The 19,876-nt window shown below is 70.8% G+C and carries 20 protein-coding genes and 1 tRNA gene; 9 read left to right on the top strand and 12 right to left on the bottom strand.

Annotation, left to right across the window (positions count from 1 at the left end; translation table 11 throughout):
- Nucleotides 1–98 precede the first annotated feature (98 nt).
- The 5 genes from OHA11_RS04295 (at nucleotide 99) to OHA11_RS04275 (ending at nucleotide 4,783) form a co-directional block, all read left to right on the top strand.
- Nucleotides 99–1,052 (top strand): SAM-dependent methyltransferase, encoded by a 954-nt coding sequence (locus tag OHA11_RS04295; protein WP_323186516.1) that lies wholly within the window; start codon nucleotides 99–101, stop codon nucleotides 1,050–1,052.
- Nucleotides 1,049–1,549, top strand: a complete 501-nt coding sequence (locus tag OHA11_RS04290; protein WP_266492084.1) for a hypothetical protein — start codon at nucleotides 1,049–1,051, stop codon at nucleotides 1,547–1,549. Before OHA11_RS04295 ends, OHA11_RS04290 begins: the two co-directional genes overlap by 4 nt.
- Nucleotides 1,546–2,562: a DUF2156 domain-containing protein gene (locus OHA11_RS04285; RefSeq protein ID WP_323186515.1), complete on the top strand. Its 1,017-nt coding sequence runs from the start codon at nucleotides 1,546–1,548 to the stop codon at nucleotides 2,560–2,562. The genes OHA11_RS04290 and OHA11_RS04285 overlap by 4 nt, the downstream gene beginning before the upstream one ends.
- A gap of 130 nt (nucleotides 2,563–2,692) precedes the next feature.
- Nucleotides 2,693–3,652 (top strand): VlmB-like protein, encoded by a 960-nt coding sequence (locus tag OHA11_RS04280; RefSeq protein ID WP_266492081.1) that lies wholly within the window; start codon nucleotides 2,693–2,695, stop codon nucleotides 3,650–3,652.
- Between the two features lie 78 nt (nucleotides 3,653–3,730).
- Nucleotides 3,731–4,783, top strand: a complete 1,053-nt coding sequence (locus OHA11_RS04275; RefSeq protein ID WP_266492078.1) for an acyl-CoA desaturase — start codon at nucleotides 3,731–3,733, stop codon at nucleotides 4,781–4,783.
- Nucleotides 4,784–4,942: 159 nt separating this feature from the next.
- On the opposite strand, the gene OHA11_RS04270 is transcribed toward OHA11_RS04275, so the two are convergent.
- The 7 genes from OHA11_RS04270 to OHA11_RS04240 form a co-directional block, all read right to left on the bottom strand.
- Nucleotides 4,943–5,509: a flavin reductase family protein gene (locus tag OHA11_RS04270; RefSeq protein ID WP_266492075.1), complete on the bottom strand. Its 567-nt coding sequence runs from the start codon at nucleotides 5,507–5,509 to the stop codon at nucleotides 4,943–4,945.
- The gene (locus tag OHA11_RS04265; RefSeq protein WP_266492073.1) at nucleotides 5,502–5,987 is read right to left on the bottom strand and encodes a type II toxin-antitoxin system RatA family toxin; all 486 of its coding nucleotides are present in this window, start codon (nucleotides 5,985–5,987) and stop codon (nucleotides 5,502–5,504) included. Before OHA11_RS04265 ends, OHA11_RS04270 begins: the two co-directional genes overlap by 8 nt.
- A 30-nt stretch (nucleotides 5,988–6,017) precedes the next feature.
- Nucleotides 6,018–7,250: an aspartate aminotransferase family protein gene (locus OHA11_RS04260; RefSeq protein WP_266506930.1), complete on the bottom strand. Its 1,233-nt coding sequence runs from the start codon at nucleotides 7,248–7,250 to the stop codon at nucleotides 6,018–6,020.
- 113 nt (nucleotides 7,251–7,363) lie between these two features.
- The gene (locus tag OHA11_RS04255) at nucleotides 7,364–8,476 is read right to left on the bottom strand and encodes an SDR family oxidoreductase (protein WP_266492071.1); all 1,113 of its coding nucleotides are present in this window, start codon (nucleotides 8,474–8,476) and stop codon (nucleotides 7,364–7,366) included.
- Nucleotides 8,477–8,697: 221 nt separating this feature from the next.
- The gene (locus OHA11_RS04250; RefSeq protein WP_266492070.1) at nucleotides 8,698–9,831 is read right to left on the bottom strand and encodes an acyl-CoA dehydrogenase family protein; all 1,134 of its coding nucleotides are present in this window, start codon (nucleotides 9,829–9,831) and stop codon (nucleotides 8,698–8,700) included.
- Nucleotides 9,832–9,935: 104 nt separating this feature from the next.
- The gene (locus OHA11_RS04245) at nucleotides 9,936–10,196 is read right to left on the bottom strand and encodes a WhiB family transcriptional regulator (protein ID WP_266492068.1); all 261 of its coding nucleotides are present in this window, start codon (nucleotides 10,194–10,196) and stop codon (nucleotides 9,936–9,938) included.
- 80 nt (nucleotides 10,197–10,276) lie between these two features.
- Entirely contained in the window at nucleotides 10,277–11,086 is an 810-nt protein-coding gene (locus OHA11_RS04240) for an alpha/beta hydrolase (protein WP_266492065.1), read from the bottom strand.
- A 174-nt stretch (nucleotides 11,087–11,260) separates the two neighbouring features.
- Here OHA11_RS04240 and OHA11_RS04235 point away from each other — a divergent pair, with 174 nt between their 5' ends.
- The 3 genes from OHA11_RS04235 (at nucleotide 11,261) to OHA11_RS04225 (ending at nucleotide 14,929) form a co-directional block, all read left to right on the top strand.
- A complete protein-coding gene (locus OHA11_RS04235; RefSeq protein WP_266492062.1) occupies nucleotides 11,261–12,034 on the top strand; it encodes a sulfite exporter TauE/SafE family protein in 774 nt (257 codons plus the stop codon).
- 186 nt (nucleotides 12,035–12,220) lie between these two features.
- Nucleotides 12,221–14,080: a glycoside hydrolase family 15 protein gene (locus OHA11_RS04230; protein WP_266492059.1), complete on the top strand. Its 1,860-nt coding sequence runs from the start codon at nucleotides 12,221–12,223 to the stop codon at nucleotides 14,078–14,080.
- A 102-nt stretch (nucleotides 14,081–14,182) separates the two neighbouring features.
- Nucleotides 14,183–14,929, top strand: a complete 747-nt coding sequence (locus tag OHA11_RS04225) for a cobalt-precorrin-6A reductase (protein ID WP_266492057.1) — start codon at nucleotides 14,183–14,185, stop codon at nucleotides 14,927–14,929.
- 34 nt (nucleotides 14,930–14,963) lie between these two features.
- Here the strand turns inward: OHA11_RS04225 and OHA11_RS04220 are convergent, their stop codons facing one another.
- From OHA11_RS04220 to OHA11_RS04210, 3 genes are all read right to left on the bottom strand, one after another.
- A complete protein-coding gene (locus tag OHA11_RS04220) occupies nucleotides 14,964–15,689 on the bottom strand; it encodes an MFS transporter (protein WP_266492055.1) in 726 nt (241 codons plus the stop codon).
- Nucleotides 15,690–15,761: 72 nt separating this feature from the next.
- The gene (gene cobF, locus OHA11_RS04215) at nucleotides 15,762–16,532 is read right to left on the bottom strand and encodes a precorrin-6A synthase (deacetylating) (RefSeq protein ID WP_266492052.1); all 771 of its coding nucleotides are present in this window, start codon (nucleotides 16,530–16,532) and stop codon (nucleotides 15,762–15,764) included.
- A 106-nt stretch (nucleotides 16,533–16,638) separates the two neighbouring features.
- Nucleotides 16,639–17,151 carry a DUF309 domain-containing protein gene (locus OHA11_RS04210; RefSeq protein WP_266492051.1) on the bottom strand — a complete coding sequence of 171 codons (513 nt, stop codon included), beginning with the start codon at nucleotides 17,149–17,151 and terminating at the stop codon, nucleotides 16,639–16,641.
- Between the two features lie 117 nt (nucleotides 17,152–17,268).
- On the opposite strand from OHA11_RS04210, the gene OHA11_RS04205 reads away from it, so the two are divergent.
- Nucleotides 17,269–17,342 (top strand) — tRNA-Pro (locus tag OHA11_RS04205).
- A gap of 100 nt (nucleotides 17,343–17,442) precedes the next feature.
- Here the strand turns inward: OHA11_RS04205 and OHA11_RS04200 are convergent.
- Both OHA11_RS04200 and OHA11_RS04195 read right to left on the bottom strand, forming a co-directional pair.
- Nucleotides 17,443–18,087 carry a tyrosine-type recombinase/integrase gene (locus tag OHA11_RS04200; protein ID WP_266492050.1) on the bottom strand — a complete coding sequence of 215 codons (645 nt, stop codon included), beginning with the start codon at nucleotides 18,085–18,087 and terminating at the stop codon, nucleotides 17,443–17,445.
- A 428-nt stretch (nucleotides 18,088–18,515) separates the two neighbouring features.
- Nucleotides 18,516–19,808, bottom strand: coding sequence for an MFS transporter (locus tag OHA11_RS04195; protein WP_266492048.1), 1,293 nt, complete (start codon nucleotides 19,806–19,808; stop codon nucleotides 18,516–18,518).
- Between the last annotated feature and the right edge of the window lie 68 nt (nucleotides 19,809–19,876).

Here is a 19,876-nt window from a genome sequence, read left to right as displayed (position 1 = left end):
CGCCCGCCCCAACTCCGCACCGACCACTGCCCGTTGCCATTCACCGTCACCGTCACCGTCACCGTCACCGTCAGCTTCACCGAACGAAGGACACACCTGTGCCCACGTCCTTGCCCGTGCCGCATCACGACCCCTCGCAGGACGCGACCCCGCGTGCCGCCGCCGCGGCCTGCGCCACCGCCGGCACACCGCTGGGCGGAGTCTCGGAGACCGCCCTGTGGACCGTCCGTATGCGGGCCCACGAAACCGGCCGGGCCGACGCGCTCTTCCAGGACCCCCTGGCGGCCGAGTTCCTGGCCTCCGCCGGACCGGCCGGCGCGCCTCCCGGATCAGGCGCCCTGCAGAAGCTGCTGCCCGACTGGCTGGCCGTCCGCACCCGCTTCTTCGACGACCACCTGCTCGCCGCCGCCCGGGCCGGATGCCGTCAAGTGGTCATGTTGGGAGCCGGGTTGGACACCCGCGCGTACCGGCTCGACTGGCCCGCCGGAACCCACGTCTTCGAGGTCGACCTGCCGGCCGTACACGCCTTCAAGGCGCGGGTCCTCGCGGGCCGCACCCCCGGCACCGCCCGCCGCACCGCCGTCACCGCCGACCTGCTCGGTGCCTGGCGGGAGGCGCTGCTCACCGCCGGTTTCGACCCGAGCCGCCCCACCGCCTGGCTGTGCGAGGGACTGCTCTACTACCTCGACCCGGAAGCCGTGGAACGCCTGGTCGGCACGGTCGGCGAGCTGTCCGCGCCGGGCAGCACCCTCGGCGCCGAGTGCCTGAACGCCGACGCCGCCGACTCGCCCTTCGTCAAGCCCTGGCTGGAGGCCCTGTCCGGCTCCGGCACCCCCTGGGTCTGGCACCTCGCCGACGCCGAGTACTGGTGGGGCGACCACGGCTGGCGGGCCCGGGTCGCCGACCTGCTGACACTGCCGTACGCGGTCGAGCGGTTCACCCCGCATCTGGCGGCGTTCCCGGGTCTTGAGAAGGAGAGCATGATCCTGGTGACCGCGACCCGCCCGGCAGTCGATGCGCCGGGTGCCCCGATCCCGCCCCTCGGGCGGTGACCGTGGACGGACACAACCTCTGCCAGACCCCCACCACCTACCGGCTGCTGCGCCTGGAGTACCTGCTCGGGCTGCTGGTCGCCACCGGCTTCTTCCTCGCGCACCTGGACGACGTGCGCTGGTGGGTCGCCGTCGTCCTCTTCGCGTACGTCGACGTCATCGGCTACGTCCCCGGGGCGATCGCCTACCACCGCAGCCCCGATCTGCGCGTCTCCCGCGTCTACTACGTCCTCTACAACACCATGCACAGCCTGAGCGTGCAGGGCGCGGTCCTCGGCGTCTGGGTGCTGGTGTCCGGCTGGGAGTGGGCGCTGCTGGTCCTGCCCATCCATCTCTTCGGGGACCGCGCGCTGTTCGGCAACTTCGCCAAGTCGTTCACCGTGTCCTTCGAGCCCGTGCCCCATCCCTCCGTCCAGAGCGCGTTACGGGACTTCGCGACCGTTCCGTGGCACGAAGCGCGTGAGACGCACGAAGCACGCACGGCGGCGGCCCGGTGAGCCCCGTACGGGCACTCGCGGACACGGAGGCCTACGAGATGCTGCGTCGGCACGGCAGCCACAGCAGCGCGTTCCTCGCGATGAACCGCGGCAATCAGCGCTTCCACGCGGACGGCGTCGACGGGTTCGTTCCCTACCGGGAGGGCGGGCGGCGGCATCTGTTCCAGCTGGGCGGTCCCGTCTGCGCGGCCCCGGACCAGGAGCGGCTGCTGGGCGCGCTGCTGGCGCGGGCCGACGACGAGGGCCGCCGGGTCACCGCCGTCCAACTCTCCCGCGCCGATGCCGAGTTGCACGCCCGGCACGGCTTCGTCGTCAACCGGTTCGGCGCCTCCTTCAGTATCGCGCTGGACGGCTACAGTCTCGGCGGCCAGCGCATGGTGAAGGTCCGCAACATGGTCAACCGGGCCCGCAGAGAAGGCGTGACCGTCACCGAGGTGCCCGGGGGCGAGCGGGACGGCGAGGAGGTCGGCGCCGCCCTCGACGCGGTGGACGCCGCATGGTTGCGAGCCAAGGGCCGCCACGTCAAGGAGCTCGACTTCCTCATCGGCGAACGCGGCGGCCCGGGCGCACCGCACCGGCGCCTGTTCACCGCCCTCCACGAGGGACGGACCGTCGGGTACGTGTCGTACTCGCCGGTGTTCGGTGAGCGGGCGGGCCGGCTCTACGACCTGACCCGGCGCTTGCCGGACGCCCCGCCCGGCACGGTGGAGCTGATGTTCGCCACCGCCCTGCGGCAGTTCCAGGACGAGGGCTGCGGCTGGCTCCACCTCGGGTTCACCCCGTTCGTCCACCTCCGCCCCGACGCGGCCGAGCCCGGTCCGGCCAGCCGCGTACTGCGCCGCTGCGTGGAACTGCTGGCGGCCAAGGGACAGGCGGTCTATCCGGCCGCCGCCCAGGAGTCCTTCAAGCTCAAATGGCGGCCGCAGCTCATCGAACCGGAGTACCTGGCGTTCCAGGGCGGCGTGAGCCCCGCCGCCGTCTGGCGGCTGATGCGCCTCACCAAGTCGGTCTGACAGCACGCCGATCCGCGGTCCACGCCGATGCGAGACCCCATGGTCCACGCCCATTCGAGACCTCAAAGTTCACGCCGATTCGAAACCCAACCCCCCGACGGGCGAAAGCCCCTGCCCCGGAAAGGCCGACATGACCACGTTCGCTTCGAAGATCCCGGCGGAAGCCGACCGCCATCGCGCCCCCAACCTCCTGGAAGGCGCGCTGCACACCGAGCTCACTCCCGAGTACTGCGACCTCGGCTACTGGTTCCGGGCCGTGCCCGAAGGCACCCTCGGCGGTGATCCGATGGGTCGCTCGCCGGACGTACCCGTGCCGGACCACATGCTGGCGGAGGGCCCGCTGCGGCAGGCCGTCATGGCGGAACTCGCCTTCCGCTCGATGGCCGAGGAGAAGGCGACCCGGGCCATCTCCTTCCTCGTCGCGTACGCCCCCGACCTCGCCGGGATGGACTTCTACACCACCCAGCTGGCGGACGAGGCCCGGCACGCCTACGCCTTCCGCGGGCACCTGCTCGAACTGGGCGTACCGTACGACCAGTTGGAAGCCACGATGGAGTCGCTCGCCGGCGCCGACCGGGACGCGGTCCTGGTCCCGCTGGAGGAGTTCGGGCTGTCCGTCCTGGAGAACGACCGGGACTACATCGGCGGCGTGATCACCCTGACCGTCCTCGTCGAAGGCGTCCTCGCGCCCACCGCCGAGCTGAGCGAGCGCAAATGGCGGCCCTTCGACCCCCCGGCCGCCGAGATCGAGCGCGCGGCCGGCATCGACGAGATCCGGCATCTGTCGGTGGGCAGCACCATCGTCCGGCGCCATCTGCGGCGCCACCCCGAGGAAGCGGACCGCATCCGCGAACTGATCGCGCGCGGCATGGAGTTGTGGTCCCGGCTGCCCGTGCAGCAGTTGACCTTCCGCCGGGAGCTGCTCTACCAGCAGGGCCTGGAACAGCACCGCGACCTCGCCGGCGACTACGAACTGTGGCCGGGCCGCCGCCTCGTCGACACCACCCCCGAGGAGCGGATGCTGACCGCCGCCGAATGGGCGCGCACCACCCAGCAGGCCCGGCTCGCCGACATGGGCCTGACCCCGTGACGCCCGACGCCCCGACAGCAGCACAAGGCGGAGAAGGCTCGCAGCACTTACCCGTACGAAAGGTTCGGTGGTACACCGATGTCCGACAGCCCGGCGGTCAACTCCTCACCGTACGAACCCGGTTCGATGGAGGAGGACTTCCGTGAACTGACCCGGCGCGTCACGGACGCCGGGCTGATGCGGGCCCGCAAGGGCCAGTACGTGACCGGGATCGCGGTGGTCTGGCTGATGAACGCCGTCGGCTGGGCGGCTCTCGCGCTCGGCGACGGCTCCTGGTGGCAGATGGTCCTGGCCGCGGTCTGGCTCGCGGTCTGGCACGAACAGCTCGCCTTCCTCCTGCACGACGCCGGACACCGGCAGATCACCCGCTCCCGACGGTACATCCGGGCCCTCGGCCTGATCCACGGCAACCTCATGCTCGGAGTGTGCTTCGGCTGGTGGGAGCAGCACCACAACCGGCACCACAACCACCCCAACCACCTGGAACTCGACCCGGACATCCTGCGCCGCCAGGCCATCTTCGCGCCCGAACAGGCGCAGGACCGTACGGGATTCGCCCGCTTCCTCGCCACCAACCAGCGCTATCTGTTCTTCCCGCTGCTGGGCCTTGAGGCCGTGGTCCTGCGCGTCGCCGGGGTCATCGCGCTGCGCAGGCGGGCCGTGCGCCGGCCCCTCCTGGAGGGCGGACTGCTGGCCCTGCACCTGGTGCTCTTCCTCGGCGCCCTCTTCCTGCTCCTGCCCTGGCCGAGCGCGCTGCTGTTCCTGGCGGTCCACCAGATCCTCCTCGGCTATCTGCTCGGGCTGGGCTTCGCCGTCAACCACAAGGGGCTGCCCACCCGGGCCGGCAAGGAGTGGAGCTGGCTGGAGAGGCAGGTCCTCACCGCCCGCACCCTGCCCACCTCCCTGGTCGGCGACTTCTTCTTCGGCGGCCTCAACTACCAGATCGAGCACCACCTGTTCCCCGGCATGCCGCGCTCGGCCCTGCGGCACGCGTACCCCCTCGTCAAGGCGTTCTGCGCCGAGCGGGACATCCCGTACGTCGAGACCGGGGTCCTGGAGTCGTACCGCGACCTCGCACGCCATCTCGGTTCCGCGAGCGAGGTCCTCCGCGGGAGCACCGCCACGGCGTGAACGTGACGGAGGGGGTGGTGCGGGCCCTTCGGGGCTCGCACCACCCCCTCTTCTCATGCGAACCCTCATGCGAACTCCCGTGCTGGGGAGTGCGGATGATGAGTAAAACGCCCGGCCGGGAAGTCCCGGCCGGGCGTCGGCTGCAGGTCCGCTTGAGGGTCAGCCCTCGTGCGGTCCGGTGAGGGTGTGGAACGCGCGGTCGTGCCAGAGCAGCGGCCGCCCGCCGTTCACGTCGACCGCCATCACGCGTCCGACGACGGCGTGATGATCCCCGTACCGGCGGATGTCCTCGACCAGGCACACCGACCAGGCGAGCGCGTCGGAGAGCACCGGCAGCCCGAGTACGTGGCGTACGGGGATGTCGGCGAACCGCAGCGCGGGCGGTACCGCGGAGTCGGCGAAGCGCTCGGCCACCGCCTCCTGATCCACCGTCAACAGGCTGACGGCGAAGGCACCTTGGGCACGCAGTGCGGTCAGGGTGCGTGAACCGCCGCGCAGACAGGCGAGGACGAGCGGCGGCCGGGCCGACAGGGACGTCAGGGCCGAGACCGTCATTCCGGTCGGGCGGCCGGTGGCGTCCAGGGCGGTGACGACGCAGACGCCGGCCGAGAGCTTGGCGTAGAGCCCGAGACAGCGGACGGTGTCCGGTCCGGGCTCGTCCCGGAGGGCGTCCCATCCCGTCGTCGTGGTGGACGGCTGCTGGGGTACGACCGCGAGGTCAGCCATGTGCGGCGGCGGCCGTGTCGACGAGTTCCGCCGGGGCGGGCGTGACCCTGCCGAGCAGCCCGCGCAGGATCCGCTCGATGTTGGTGCGCAGGGTCGAGTCGGCCACCGGATCGAGGAGCTCGGCGAGCGTCGGGATGCCCAGGTCGAACAGGGCCTCGAAGGTCACGGTCGTGCCGTCCGCCTCGCCCGGCTCGCACCGCCAGGTGCCCTCGAACACCTCGAAGTCGCCGCTGAGCTGGGTGAAACCGATGCTTCGGCTCTCCGGGAAGAAGGCGTCGCGCTCGGTCCACCGCATCAGACCGTTCCGGAAGCGGACGGTCCAGTCCGACACCACCGTGCCGTCGTCATGAGGCGGATGGACCACGACCTCGCGCACGGTCTCGGTGACGTCCGGGTAGCGCCGGAAGTCACGGATCCGCTGGTACGCGGTCTCGGGGTCGACGTCGTGGGCGGTCAGTCGTACGGTCACGCGACGCATGTGAGGGGTCCTTTCGGTGGTCTGCCGTGGTTACTCGGGTGCTGGGCCGACACGCGCCGCCACGACGCGCAGTGCCTCGGCCAGGGCAGCCAGGAACAGCCGCACCTCCTCCTCCCCGGCGATCGCCGGGGGTGTCAGACGCAGAACGCGGGTGGCGTTGAGGGAGTGGTTCACCAGGACGCCTCGCGCGACGAGTTCGAGGATCAGCTCGCCGACGGCCTGGTCCGCCGTGAACTCCAGGCCGATCAGCAGCCCGCGCCCGCGCACCTCGCGCACCAGACCGCCCGCGTACGGGGCGCAGACGGCCCGCACATCCGCGAGCAGCCGGTCTCCCAGCGCGGCGGCACGGCCGACGATGTCCTCCCGGTCGAGGGTCTCGACCGCGGCCAGCGCGGCGGCGCACGCGATCGGGGAGGCGGCGAAGGTGGAGGTGTGCAGGTAGGGGTCGCGGGAGAACGGACGGTAGGCGGCCGCGGTGGCGACCGCAGCGGCGACCGGGACCACGCCGCCGCTGAGGCCCTTCCCGACGAGGAGCACATCGGGGGAGACCCGCTCGCCGTCCATGCCCCACCACGTGCCCAGCCGCCCGAGGCCCGTCTGGATCTCGTCGACGATCAGGAAGGCCCCGTACGTCCGGCACAGCCGCCCCACCTCGGCCAGATAGCCGGGCGGCGGAACGCGTACGCCGCCCTCGCCCTGTACCGGCTCGACGATCACGCAGGCCCGGTCGCCGAGCCGGGCCAGCACGGGTGCCATGGCGTCCGCGTCCCCGTAGGGAACCACCGTGCTGTCCGGCAGCAGCGGCCGGAAGGGCAACTGGTACTTCGGGTTGGCGGTGGCGCTCAGCGCCCCCAGGGTCTTGCCGTGATAGCCGCCGGCCGTGCTGACGAGCGCGGTGTGCCCATGGGCCCGGGCCAGCTTCAGACCCGTTTCGGTCGCCTCCGCCCCGGAGTTGACGAAGTGCACGTGGTCGAGGCCGTACGGGGTTCGCGCGGCCAGGGCCTGTGCCGCGCGGGCGGCGACCGGCTCCAGGAAGACCCGGCTTGCCAGTGGATGCTTGTCCAGCTGGCGGTGCACGGCAGCGGTGACGGCGGGATGCCGGTGCCCCAGGATGAAGACGCCGTACCCGCCGAAGTCGAGGTAGCGGCGGCCGTCGTCGGTGAAGATCCAGGCACCGTCGGCCGCCGTCTCCAGCATGCCGCCGAGCACGGTCCCGAGCACGGACCGCCCGACCGAGAGGTGCTCGCGGTAGAGCCGGGCGATGTCCGCACGATGGGTGCCGCTGTCGGCGGTGGACTCGGCGGCGGACGCGGTGACCGGGACGTCGGCCGCGACGTGGGACGGGGTGTTGGCCGTGACATCGGCCGGGGCAGCGGTCACGAGGCCAGCTCCTCTGTCTCCGTTGTCCCCGTTGTCTCGGACCGCATCGGGACCGCGGCCCGGGACGGCTGCGCGCGGTGACGGCCGCGCATGCCGCCGGGACCGGTGGACCAGGCGGCCAGGTTGCGGACCAGCGCCTGCCTGAGGGCGTCCTTCGACGGGGCCGAGCCGCAGTGCGGGGACCCCAGGGAGGACTCGAAGGGGAGGGCACGCTGGAAGACCAGCAGCAGTTCCGCGTACGTGTGGAAGCGGCGGCGCAGCGACTCCGGGAAGGTGGGTCCCTCGATGAGCGGCAGCAGCAGTCGGTGCACGGACTCCAGCGGAACGAGCCGGGGCGGATGTGGCCTGGGCCCGTACAGTTCCGCGAACTCCAGGCAGGCGTCCACCACTTCGCGCTGCAACAGGGAGTGCGCTCCGGCCGTCAGCCAGTACTCGCCGTCCGTGACCCCGCCGCGCACCAGATCCCCCACGGCACCGGCGATGACGTCCTGGGGCACCATGTCGATCCGCACGTCGGGCGAGCCCGGTACGACCGGCACCTGACCCTTGACGATGGCGGCGAGCACCCGGGTCAGTCCCTGCACCCCGGCGATACGGCCGGTCACCGAGTCGCCCATCACCACCGAAGGCCGCAGGATCACACCCGGCACGGGTGCGTCGCGCACCAACTGCTCCGCCTCGGTCTTGGAGGCGAGGTACGCGGCGGCACCGGGGAAGCGTTCCCGCTCCTCCGGGGCCAGCGGGTTGGCGACGAACGCCGTGCTCATGTGGTACATCGGCGCGCCGGCCCGGACACAGAGGTCGAGCATCCCGGCGGTGCCGCCGAGGTTGGCCCGCCGGATCGAGTCGGGCTCGGTCTTCCAGTTGGTGGCGGCGGCGCAGTGCACGACCAGGTCGACCTCGGCCGCCAGCCGTTCGAAGTCCCCCTGCGGCAGGCCGAGTTCGGGCTGCAACAGGTCGGCGCCGATCTCCCGTACCCGGGGGTCGTTCATCGGTGTGCGGTGCCGTAGACAGACGATCTCGAAGTCCCGCGACAACTCGTCGACGAGCGCTCTCCCGAGCACACCGGCACCCCCGGTGAGAAGCAGAACAGAACGTTTCTGAGGCATGGCGAAGTTCCCCTCGGTAGGGCGAGCGGTGTGTGTTGGGTGCGGCTGTGTGGCTGCGCGGGATCGGGCGGCGCAGCCCGCCCTTCAGGGGCGCGGGGAACTGCGCGCCCAGCCCCCACTCACCCGCACCGGACGAACCGGGCGGAGGGGGACCTGGGGGCGCAGCCCCCCAGTTTCGGGAAGGGGCGGGGTTGGGGAAAGGAACAGGCCCTGGCGGACCGCTACGCGACAGTCAGCGGCCCATCCGCCACATAGGCGGCCAAGGCCGCCGACATCCGCACCCGCGCAGGCGGATGCAACGACAGCCCGTTGGAACACGCGGCGAGATACCCCACCTCGTCCGACGTCATGAAGTTGAGCCCCCCGAGCAGCTCGACGGCCCGCGGCACGATCCGCGCGAGAGCGTCCTGCACGCTGTAGCGCGCGTACAGCGAGTCGGCGAGCGCCGACTCGTCGGGTGCGGACTCGTCCAGCCGCCGGGCGAGCCCCTCGACCGCCCCCGCCGCGCCCTCGATCTCCACCAGGAGACGGACCCGCTCGGCCTCGGGCACACGGTCGTTGAGCAGCACCCGCTCCACCAGCGCGCTCGCCGCGCCGAGATAACTGCCGGTCATCAGCAGCTCGAACCAGACCAGCCCGACGGTCTGCACCTCGTCGAGGCGGGCTCCGGCCGGCGAAGCGGTCCGTACGAGCAGTTCCGGCGGTACGAGGACGTCATCCAGGGTGACCTGATCGCTCTCGGCACCCGCGAGGAATGTGCTCGACCAGAAGCCGCTGACGCTCAGCCCCGCGCTGTCGGCAGGCACCAGGGCCACGGCCAGCTCGTGGCCCTCGCCGTCCTCGCACGGCACCATCACACTGGCGGTGAGCAGATCCATGGAACGGGCCAGGCTGCACGGCCGCTTCACCCCACTGATCCGTACGCCCTCCGCGGTCACCGTCGCGGACATCGACGGCGACAGGATGCCGGAGCCGCTGCGGCCCTCGGCGAAGCCGGACGCCAAAAGACGGTTGTCGGACGCCACGCCCTGGACGAGCATCCACTCCAGTCCCTCGCCGGAGTCGCTCAGCCCCACCAGTGTGGCCATCGAGAAGTGGTGCATGGTCGTCGCCACCGCCAGTGAGGGCGAACGGCTGCCCAGCGCGCGCTGCACCCGCAGGGCCTCAAGTGCCGTGGCTCCTCTGCCCTGGAGGGAGGCCGGCGCCAGGAGCCCGGGCCCTCCGCTCTCCCGGAACAACCGGATCCCCGGGCTCTTCGGCCCTTCCAGCGTCATCAGCGGGACGGCCCGCAGACCGTCGTCGAGGCCGGGCAGCAACTTGGTGAGGGCCGCGCGCTCGCGCTCCAGGAATCTCATGTGTCGTCTCCTGCTCCTTGGTCCTCAGGTGTCGTCAGCAGCGTCGTCTCTGTTTACGCAGCAACTGGCGGGACCCCTCGGGCCGAAGAACCTCCTCACCACGGTCAGGGCGCACTTCTTCTTCTCGTTCGATGACGACGGACCGTACGGAGCAGCGCGGCGCGCTCCTCCTCGGCCGTACCGCCCCACACACCGGAGGTCTGTTCGGTGGCGAGTGCCCACGCCAGGCACTGGCCCGCCACCGGGCAACGGGCACAGACGCGCTTGGCGGCGGCGATGTCCCGCTGCGCCGGGCCTGTCGTACCCACGGGGAAGAACAGCTCAGGGTCCTCCTCCGCGCAGGCCGCGCTCCACAACCACTCCATGCGGGCCCGAGTGCCCAGCGCGGATCAGCGAAAACACCCGATTTCGAGGCCCTGGGGCCCGCTTCCGTGCCAGTGCGTACTCAGTCCGCCAGCACCCTGTCCACGAAGGACGTCACGTCCGCGAGGACCGTGTCCTTGTTCGTCTCGTTGAACACCTCGTGCCGCGCGCCCGCGTACACGCGCTCGGTCCACTCGGCGCCGCGCAGCTCCTCGATACCCGCGCGGCTGGCGGGCAGCGGCACGATCCGGTCGTCGTCCCCGTGCAGCCACAGCAGCGGAAGCGCGCCCACGTCACCGCTCTTGGAGATGTCCTCCAGGGTGTGCGCGAAGGCCTCCAGGGTGGGGCGCTTGAACGGCCCGTGCCAGACCAGCGGATCCGCCGCGTACGCCGCACCGACCGCCGGGTCGCGGGAGAGCGTGGCCGGGTCGATGGGGGTGTCGGGCAGCGGATCGAGCGCGAGCAGCTGAGGCAGCGGGTCCCAGCTGCCGATGACCGGCCCGGAGAGCACGAGCGCGGCCAGGCCGACTCCGTACCGCTGGGCGTAACGCGCGGCGATGAGTCCACCCATGGAGTGGCCGATCAGCACGACCGGCACCCCGGGATGGGCGGCCCGGGCCAGCCGCTCCACCGCGTGGACGTCGCTCACCACGTCCTCGAAGTCCTCGATCAGCACACGCTCGCCCGCCGACTTCCCGTGCCCCATGTGGTCGGGGCCGAACACGGCCGCGCCGTGCGCGTGCAGGACGTCGGCCACGTACTCGTACCGGCCGATGTGCTCCCCGTAGCCGTGCACCAGCAACGCCACGTACCGTGGCCGCTCCCGCGGCCACTCGCGTGCGGTGACGGTGTCCCGGGTGCCCGTGAGGGTGTGCTCGCGGGAGTCGGCCATGGGTCCTCCATCGGCGTCGGCGCAGGTTCGAGAGCGATCTTTCCAGCGGGCGCGGAAGCGGTCCATAGCGCGTGCCCGCGGCGGCGGCCGGCGCGTGCCTGTGGTGGCGGCAGGGGCCACCTGTCGAGACGGTCCTGACGCGATCGGATACGTGCGCATAGCATCGGTCCCCGCATGAACACGATGACGCTCTGGCACATATCCCTGTGGGAGTTCGCCGCCCTCGCCGCCGCGGCCCTGCTCGTCGGCTTCTCCAAGACAGCCGTGAGCGGAGCCAACACGGTCAGCCTCGCCATCTTCGCGGCCGTCCTGCCCGCCCGGGCGTCGACCGGCGTCCTGCTGCCGATCCTGATCGTCGGTGACGTGCTCGCCGTGCTCACCTACCGGCGGCACGCGCACTGGCCGACACTGTGGAAACTGTTCCCGGCGGTCGCGGCGGGAGTGATCGTCGGCACGGTGTTCCTGATGTGGGCCGACGACCAGGTCGTACGGACGTCGATCGGCGCGATCCTGCTGCTGATGGCCGGGGTCACGATCTGGCGCCGCCGCAAGGCCGAGGCGGAGGAGGAACCCGACTCGGTGGCCACGCGAGCCGGCCGGATCAAGGCCCGCTCGTACGGCGTACTGGGCGGCTTCACCACGATGGTCGCCAACGCGGGCGGCCCGGTGATGTCGATGTACCTCCTCTCCGCGGGTTTCCGGAAGCTCGGCTTCCTTGGGACCTCGGCCTTCTTCTTCCTGATCGTCAACATCTCCAAGGTCCCCTTCAGCGTCGGCCTCGGCCTGATCGACGGCAACTCGCTGCTGCTGGACGCCGCCCTCGCCGCCTTCGTCGTACCGGGGGCGCTCATCGGGAAATGGGCGGTGAACCGGATCAACCAGCGACTGTTCGAACAGCTGGTGATCGCGGCGACGGTGGTGGGCGGAGCACAGCTGCTCCTGCGCTGACGCCGCATCCCCGAGCCCCGTAAGGGGCGCGGGGCTGTATCAATCCGCGGCTCCGCCGAGGGGCGCGACCAGCCCCCACCGGGCTCGCGCCAAACGAACCGCAGATCAAAACCAACCGCGGATCCAGCGGAGCGCCTACGCTGGGAAGCGTCAACAGTGTGTTCCCGGGGCAGGGAGGCTGCGGCCATGTCCGAGGCGCCCGGTCACGAGGATCCACCGGTATCCGGTCACGAGGATCCACCGGCATCCGCCCGCTATCTGCCGATCGCCGAGCACGGCCTGATCGGCGATCTGCGCAGCGTGGCCCTGGTGGGCACCAACGGCACGATCGACTGGTACTGCTGTCCGTCCTTCGACGCCCCCAGCGTCTTCGCGTCGATCCTCGACGCGGACCGGGGCGGCTCCTTCGAGCTGGCGGCCACCGTACCGGCCCGGACCAAGCAGTTCTACTTCCCCGACACGAACGTCCTGGTCACCCGCTTCTTCACCGAGGACGGCGTGGGCGAGATCCAGGACTTCATGCCGGTGGACGGCGACGAGATCGAGGCGGACCGACACCGGCTGATCCGCCGCGTGCTCTGCGTACGCGGCTCGATCCCCTTCCGCGCGCGCGTGGCCCCCCGGTTCGAGTACGGGGCCCAGCCGCACACGGCACGGCCGTACGACGGCATGGTGGTCTTCGAGTCCGCGAACCTGAACCTCGCGCTGACCGCCACGGAGCCGCTCGAATGCGACGGGCTCGACGCGAAGGTGGACTTCAAACTCCACGAGGGCGAGTCGGCGGTGTTCGCCCTCGACCAGGTCAGCGGCGACATCGCGCCCCGCCGCTGTCCGCGCGCCGAGGCCCAGGAGCTGTTCGCCGCCACGGTGGCCTTCTGGCGGCACTGGCTGACCGCCTCCCAATACCGCGGCCGGTGGCGGGAGATGGTGCACCGCTCCGCGCTGACCCTCAAACTGCTCACCTACGCGCCGACCGGCGCGATCGTGGCCGCGGCCACGACCAGCCTGCCCGAACAGCTCGGCGGTGAGCGCAACTGGGACTACCGGTATGTGTGGGTGCGCGACGCCGCCTTCTGCGTGTACGCGCTGCTGAGGCTCGGCTTCACGAGCGAGGCCCAGTCCTTCATGGCCTTCGCGGCCAAGCACATCAGCCCGGGTGACGGCCATCTCGCGGGCCCGTTGCAGATCATGTACGGCATCGACGGGCGCACCGACCTGCCCGAGCGGGAACTGCCCCACCTGGAGGGATACCAGGGCTCCGCCCCCGTCCGGGTCGGCAACGCGGCAGCCGACCAGCTCCAGCTCGACATCTACGGAGCGCTCATCGACTCGGTCTACCTCTACGACAAGTGGGCCCAGCCGATCTCCAGCGACCAGTGGGACGACATCTGCGCGCTGGTGGACTGGGTCTGCGACCACTGGGACCAGCCCGACGAGGGCGTCTGGGAGACGCGCGGCGGCCGCAAGAACTTCCTCTACTCCAGGCTCATGTGCTGGGTGGCGATCGAGCGGGCCATGAGGCTGGCCACCCGCCGGGGCCTGCCCGCCGACATCGTGCGCTGGCGCGGCGCCCGAGACACGATCTACCGACGGATCATGAAACGCTGCTGGTCACCGACGAGGCAGGCGTTCGTCCAGCACGAGGACGACGACGTCCTCGACGCCGCGGTGCTCATGATGCCGCTGACCAAGTTCATCTCGCCCACCGACCCGAAGTGGCTCTCCACGCTCGACGCGCTCACCGAGGACCTGGTCTCCGACTCGCTGGTCTACCGCTACGACCCGAACGCGAGCCCCGACGGCCTGCGCGGCGAGGAGGGCACCTTCTCGATCTGCTCCTTCTGGTACGTCGAGGCGCTGACCCGGGCCGGACGACTCGACGAGGCGCGGCTGGCCTTCGAGAAGATGCTCACCTACGCGAACCACCTCGGCCTGTACGCCGAGGAGATCAGCCACACCGGCGAACAGCAGGGCAACTTCCCGCAGGCCTTCACCCATCTCGCCCTGATCAGCGCGGCGTTCAACCTCGACCGGGCCCTGGGCTGACCGGGGCCACCCCGGCGGGCGGACAGAAGGGCAAGCGGGCAGAGCGGCGGACGCGCAGACCGGCGCACTGGCGATGGCGTCCAGCCCCGTACGCTCGGTGCCATGTCCCCGCATGTCCTGGTCCTCGGCGGGACCACCGAGGCGCGTGAGCTGGCCGCGTCGCTCGCGGTACGCCCCGGCGTGCGGGTGACCACGTCGCTCGCGGGACGCGTGTCCCGGCCGGGGGCCCTGGACGGGGACGTACGCATCGGGGGGTTCGGCGGGGCGGAGGGTCTCGCCGAGTGGCTGCGCGCCGAGCACGTCGACGCCCTGGTCGACGCCACGCACCCCTTCGCGACGGGCATCACCGAGAACGCCGTACAGGCCGCTTCGGTCACCGGCGTCCCGGCCGTCGTCCTGCGCCGCCCGGGCTGGACCCCCGTCCCCGGAGACCGCTGGCACCCGGCCTCATCCCTCACCGAAGCCGCCGCCCTCCTCCCGCCCCTGGGCCGGCGCGTCTTCCTCACGACGGGGCGCCTGGGCCTCGCGGCCTTCGTACGGGAGCCCGAACTGCACTACCTCGTCCGCTCGGTGGAACCACCAGAACCGCCGATGCCGCGCCACACGGAAGTCCTGCTGGCGCGCGGCCCGTTCACGGTGGCGTCCGAAACGGCTCTCCTGCGCGACCACCGCATCGACGTGCTGGTCACCAAGGACAGCGGCGGCTCGGCAACCTCGGCCAAACTGACGGCCGCCCGCGCACGGGGACTGCCGGTCGTGGTCGTACACCGCCCTCCACTTCCGGAGGGGGTACGAGCCGAACCGGACGTGGCGTCGGCGCTGGCTCGGCTGGGCTTCGGGGCGGGGTAGAAGGCGGGACAGGACCGCTCGCTCGGAGTGCTCGTCAGCTTCCCGTCGGGGCCGCCGCCAGGGCCTTGGGGCGGGCCTCCGTCGGGACGTCCTGGGTCAGGTCCTCGACCAGGATCGTGCGGGCGGCGGCCACGACGACGAGGATCGCGATCGGGACGTTGACGTAGAAGGCCCAGCGCCAGGTGAGGTGGTCGGTGAAGAGGCCGCCGAGCAGCGGGCCGATGACGGTGGCGACGCCGAAGACGGCGCCGATGGCGCCCTGGTACTTGCCGCGCTCGCGCAGTGGGATCACGTCGGCGATCAGGGCCATCGCGGTGACCATCAGACCGCCCGCGCCGATGCCCTGCATGCCCCGCCAGACGATCAGCAGCGTCATGTTCGAGGCGAGGCCGCACAGGAACGAGCCGGTGATGAAGATGATCGCCGACGCCTGGAAGACCACCTTGCGGCCGAACAGGTCACCGAACTTGCCGACCAGCACCGTTGCGACGGTCTCCGCCAGCAGATAGCTGGTCACCACCCACGACATGTGCTCCGCACCGCCGAGGTCCGACGCGATCGTCGGCAGGGCCGTGCCCACGATCGTCTGGTCCAGCGCGGCCAGCAGCATGCCGAGCATGATCGTCACGAATACGACATTGCGGCGGCGCTTGTCCAGCACGGGAGGCTGTGCGGCGGACGGCTCAGCGGCGAACGGCGGTTCGGCGGTGTCGGTGGTCGTCACACCGGTCAGCTTCACACTGCGTGGTGGCGTGTGCATGCGGGGCTGTCCGCATGGGTGCGGGCCGCTCGCCGCAGGGGTTTGGGCAGCGGCCGGCACCCCGGCGAGGCCCTACTCCCGGGGATGCCTGCGCAGCAGGTACGTGTCCATGATCCAGCCCTTGCGGTCGCGCGCCTCCGCACGCAGTTCCGCGATGCGCGGGGCCGTCTCCGCGAGGGGGCCGGAGGCGAGGATCTCATCGGGCGTGCCTATGTACGCGCCCCAGTAGATGTCGATGTCCTGGTCGGCGTACCGCCGGAACGCCTGGTGGGCGTCGAGCATGACCACCACGTCGTCGACACCCTCTGGGAAGCCCTCGGTGAGCCGGCGGCCCGTGGTGATCTGGACGGGACGGGCCACGCGGTTGAGCCCCGTGCGGTGGCGGGCGACGAGCGCCGAGACGCTGCTGATGCCCGGCACCACGTCGTGTTCGAAGGAGACCGAGCCCCGGTCGAGGATCTCCTCCAGAATCCCCAGCGTGCTGTCGTACAACGAGGGGTCGCCCCAGACGAGGAACGCGCCGCTCTCGTCCTCGCCCAACTCCTCGGCGATCAGCCGCTCGTAGATGTCGGCGCGGGCACTGCGCCAGTCCCCGACCGCGGGGGAGTAGCCGGCACCGCCCGCTTTCCGATCCCGCTCCGGGTCGCGGGCTTCAACCAGGCGGTACGTCCCCTCCGGCAGATGCGCGTCGAGAATGTCACGGCGCAGCTGGACGAGGTCCGACTTCACCTCGCCCTTGTCGAGGACGAAGAACACGTCCGTGCTCCTCAGCGCCTTGACCGCCTGCAGGGTCAGTTGGTCGGGATCGCCCGCCCCGATGCCGATGACATGAATCTTTCGCACACCCCGAGTCTGCCCCACGCCACTGACAGCCCGGCCACCGCGTCCAGGGGAGGAGCTCCGGGCTCGTCCGAGGGAGGTGCCCGGGGCCCGGTCTTCCTCCCCGCTCTCAGGCCCCGCCGCCACGCAGCCGCGGCGCCCACGCCCGCGCGTCCACAGCCGCCCCGTCCTTCTCCACGGTGTCCGCCAACTCCCGCGCCCACGCGGCCAGTCCGGCCGACTCCAGCCCGTACGGCCGCGACCGGTCGGCACCCGCCGCCCACTCCTCGACCGCCCCGGCTCCCCGCCGCAGCAACCGCGCCCCGCCCGTCACGTTCCCCCGAGCCGCATGCGTGAGCCCCACCGCGAGCTGGGCCAGGCCCCGCCACAGGGCCCGTTCCTCCGCGGGACCCGACTTCCACGCGTCCTCGAAGACCTCGTGCGCGTGGAACGGCCTGCCCGCCGCCAGCAGTGCCTGCGCCTCGACGACCGTCTCCTCGGGCGTACGCACCACCCCTTCGGGTTGCCGCTCCACCCCGTCAGCCCCGTACGGCAGGGGCCGCCCGAGCCCGTCCCGGGGCCGCGCGTTGCGCGCCCGCCCCTCGGAGTCCCGGTCCCGCCTGCCGTCAGAAGTGCTGCCCATGCACCGATTGTCCCTCGCCTCACCTGCCCTTGGCCTCACATCCCCTTCGAAGCGACCACGGGTGGTGAGGTAAGGTTCTGTTCGCGCGATCACGCGGTTCACCGCGACGAAGCGCATCGGGACGTGGCGCAGCTTGGTAGCGCACTTGACTGGGGGTCAAGGGGTCACAGGTTCAAATCCTGTCGTCCCGACTCGACAGAGTCGCTGGTGAGGGGCGGTTTCGGAGCAATCCGAAACCGCCCCTTGATCATTTCTGGGGACCAGATGGGGACCAGCCTGCCTTGACCGGCGTCAGCGGGTGAGCACAGCCGTCGCGGGAAGGGAACGCGGAGCGCGCAGCACGCTGAGGTGTGCGGAGAGTGCCGTACCGGCGGCCGTGATCTTGTGGACATCCGGGTGCAGGTAGCGCTGAGTGGTCGTCGGCGAACCGTGGCCCGCGATCCTGCGCAGGACGTGGATGCGGACTCCGGCGTCCGCGAGCCAGGTCAGTCCCGTGTGGCGGAGATCGTGCCGGCGTGGGTGCTCGTAGCCGAGTTGGGTGACCACCTCGTCCCAGTGGGTCGCGTCGCGCAGGACCGCGGTGGAGATGCGTCCTCCGCGTGGGCCGGTGAACAGACGCGCGTCAGGGGCGGGGCCGGCCGAGAGGATGCGCTGGGCCACGAGCGGGCGGATCTCCTCGATGATGGGAACCTTCCGGGCACGTTTGCCCTTGGTGCCCTTGGTGCCCTTGTCGGTGAGTCCGCCGGGCGCAGGCGTGGTCTGGCGCCGTACCGTCTCCTCGTCCTCATCCGCCTTTCCCTCCGACAGGGGCAGGCGCCGCTTCGTAGCCGGATCGAACCAGCGGACCCGCGCTCGGTAAGGATCGGGGCGATCGGGCCGATACTCGATGTCGGTGGAGAGCCGGACACCGACCGGAACAATGACCTTCTCGGCCATCAGGCTTCTCGGCCAGGGACGGTCCGGCGGCCGAGCAGCCATTCCTCAACGTCGAGCGCGCTGTACATGACGACGCGTTCCGAAACGGAGACGAACGGCGGGCCCCGCGGCGGCCGGGCGGTGCGCCGAAGTGGTCGGGGATGCCGGGTCGGTTCAGCCCGGCGCCGACCGTTCGCTGTCGTCTTCCGTGACGGCCGCGAATGCGAGGCCGTCACAGCCGTCACAGATTGATCGTCTGGGCTCTGATCGACTTGTTCTCGATGACTCATCATGTGGAGTGCGTTGCCATCCCTGTGATGGGATGTCAGACGTGTTGCTCCACACCGAAAGGCCGGTGGTCGGCCCGGCCACGGGCCTGGAGTCGCTCCCTCAACTCTGACTACGCGGATCCACGGCGGACCTGTATCGCGCCGGTCCGTGTGCGAGGGTCACTTGGTCTCGAGTCTCGTCCCACGGGTCTCCGGCAGCAGGGCGAGAAAGATGATCGCAGCCGTCATTTCCAGTGCGACGATGTAGTAGGCGAGAGCGAGTGGATGGTCGTTGGCGATGGTCCAGGTGGCGAGGATGGGCGCGCTTCCGCCGAAGACCGTGACGGCGACGTTGTAGGCCAGGCCGACGCCGGAGGTTCGTACACCTGTGGGGAAAAGCTCGCAGAACACCGCGGCGACGTTGCCGTAGGTGAGGGCGAGCAGCGCATTGCCGGCCACCGCCACCAGCAGGTAGGTGAGCGGGGTCGGATGCTGCAACAGGCGCAGCATCGGGTACGCGAGGATCGCGAAGCCCAGGGCTTCGGCGATGATCAGCGGACGTCGCCCGGTCTTCCGGTCCGAGACCATGCCGACCAGTGGTAGCACGAGCACGAAGGCCGCCAGAGCGACGCAGTTCAGGGCCAGACCGGTCGTCAGCGGGAACTTCCCCACCAGGTGTGCGTACGTGGGCAGGAAGACCTGCCAGGTGAAGTACGTGACCTGGCTGAACTGAATCACCATCACCAGAAAGAGGCTTCGCGGGTACCGTTTCGCGGCCGTCCGCAGCGGCTTTCGCTCGACCTTGCCTGTGGACTGCAGTGTGGTGAAGAGCGGGCTCTCCGGAACCGTGCGCCGCAGGCGGAAGCCGTAGAGACAGAGTGCCGCCCCGAGCAGGAACGGGATGCGCCATGCCCAGTCGGCCACCACCTCCTTCGGGAAGACGGCGGTGAGGGTGGTTGCCACCAGCGTGGCAGACAGGATTCCGAGACCGGCGGTCATGTACTGGACGGCGCCGGTCGTCGCCCGGCGGTCGGCCGGGGAGTGCTCGACGATGAATGTGCAGGCCGCTTGGAATTCGCCGGAGTTGGAGACGTTCTGCACCGCCCGGCCGAGGACCAGACAGACGGGAGCGAGCACACCGATACTGCGGTAGGTGGGCGACAGGCCGATGATCAGCAGACCCGATCCCATGAGGAACAGGCTGAGCGAGAGCAGTTTGCGGCGGCCCCGCCGGTCCCCGTAGGGCGACAGCAGCATCGCGGCCGCAGGGCGCACGACGAAGGCGACGCCCACTACGAGACCGTAGGTGTAGAGCAGCGCGAACGCCTTGTTCTCCGCGGGGAAGAACTGCTGGGCGAAGACAGGGGCGAGCAGGGAGTAGATCGTCGCGTCGTAGTACTCGATGAGGTTGCCGATCGCCCCTGCCCTGATCGCCCTGCGGGACGGGTCGAGGGAGGCGGTCCGGCCTTTCACGCCAATGCTGGTGGAGGGCAATACGACTCCAGGGGTGCGGGAGGCCGCCCGGCGCGGTTCGCGTGTGG

Source organism: Streptomyces sp. NBC_00878 (assembly GCF_026341515.1).
Lineage (GTDB): Bacteria > Actinomycetota > Actinomycetes > Streptomycetales > Streptomycetaceae > Streptomyces.
This window is presented reverse-complemented; position numbering and strand designations above follow the sequence as displayed.

Bases quoted from the DNA above. Each gene is read 5' to 3' on its own strand.
- OHA11_RS04280 (WP_266492081.1), top strand. From the start codon at position 2,693: ATGACCACGTTCGCTTCGAAGATCCCGGCGGAAGCCGACCGCCATCGC.
- OHA11_RS04275 (WP_266492078.1), top strand. From the start codon at position 3,731: ATGTCCGACAGCCCGGCGGTCAACTCCTCACCGTACGAACCCGGTTCG.
- OHA11_RS04270 (WP_266492075.1), bottom strand. From the start codon at position 5,509: ATGGCTGACCTCGCGGTCGTACCCCAGCAGCCGTCCACCACGACGACG.
- OHA11_RS04265 (WP_266492073.1), bottom strand. From the start codon at position 5,987: ATGCGTCGCGTGACCGTACGACTGACCGCCCACGACGTCGACCCCGAG.
- OHA11_RS04255 (WP_266492071.1), bottom strand. From the start codon at position 8,476: ATGCCTCAGAAACGTTCTGTTCTGCTTCTCACCGGGGGTGCCGGTGTG.
- OHA11_RS04250 (WP_266492070.1), bottom strand. From the start codon at position 9,831: ATGAGATTCCTGGAGCGCGAGCGCGCGGCCCTCACCAAGTTGCTGCCC.
- OHA11_RS04245 (WP_266492068.1), bottom strand. From the start codon at position 10,196: ATGGAGTGGTTGTGGAGCGCGGCCTGCGCGGAGGAGGACCCTGAGCTG.
- OHA11_RS04240 (WP_266492065.1), bottom strand. From the start codon at position 11,086: ATGGCCGACTCCCGCGAGCACACCCTCACGGGCACCCGGGACACCGTC.
- OHA11_RS04235 (WP_266492062.1), top strand. From the start codon at position 11,261: ATGAACACGATGACGCTCTGGCACATATCCCTGTGGGAGTTCGCCGCC.
- OHA11_RS04230 (WP_266492059.1), top strand. From the start codon at position 12,221: ATGTCCGAGGCGCCCGGTCACGAGGATCCACCGGTATCCGGTCACGAG.
- OHA11_RS04225 (WP_266492057.1), top strand. From the start codon at position 14,183: ATGTCCCCGCATGTCCTGGTCCTCGGCGGGACCACCGAGGCGCGTGAG.
- OHA11_RS04220 (WP_266492055.1), bottom strand. From the start codon at position 15,689: ATGCACACGCCACCACGCAGTGTGAAGCTGACCGGTGTGACGACCACC.
- OHA11_RS04210 (WP_266492051.1), bottom strand. From the start codon at position 17,151: ATGGGCAGCACTTCTGACGGCAGGCGGGACCGGGACTCCGAGGGGCGG.
- OHA11_RS04200 (WP_266492050.1), bottom strand. From the start codon at position 18,087: ATGGCCGAGAAGGTCATTGTTCCGGTCGGTGTCCGGCTCTCCACCGAC.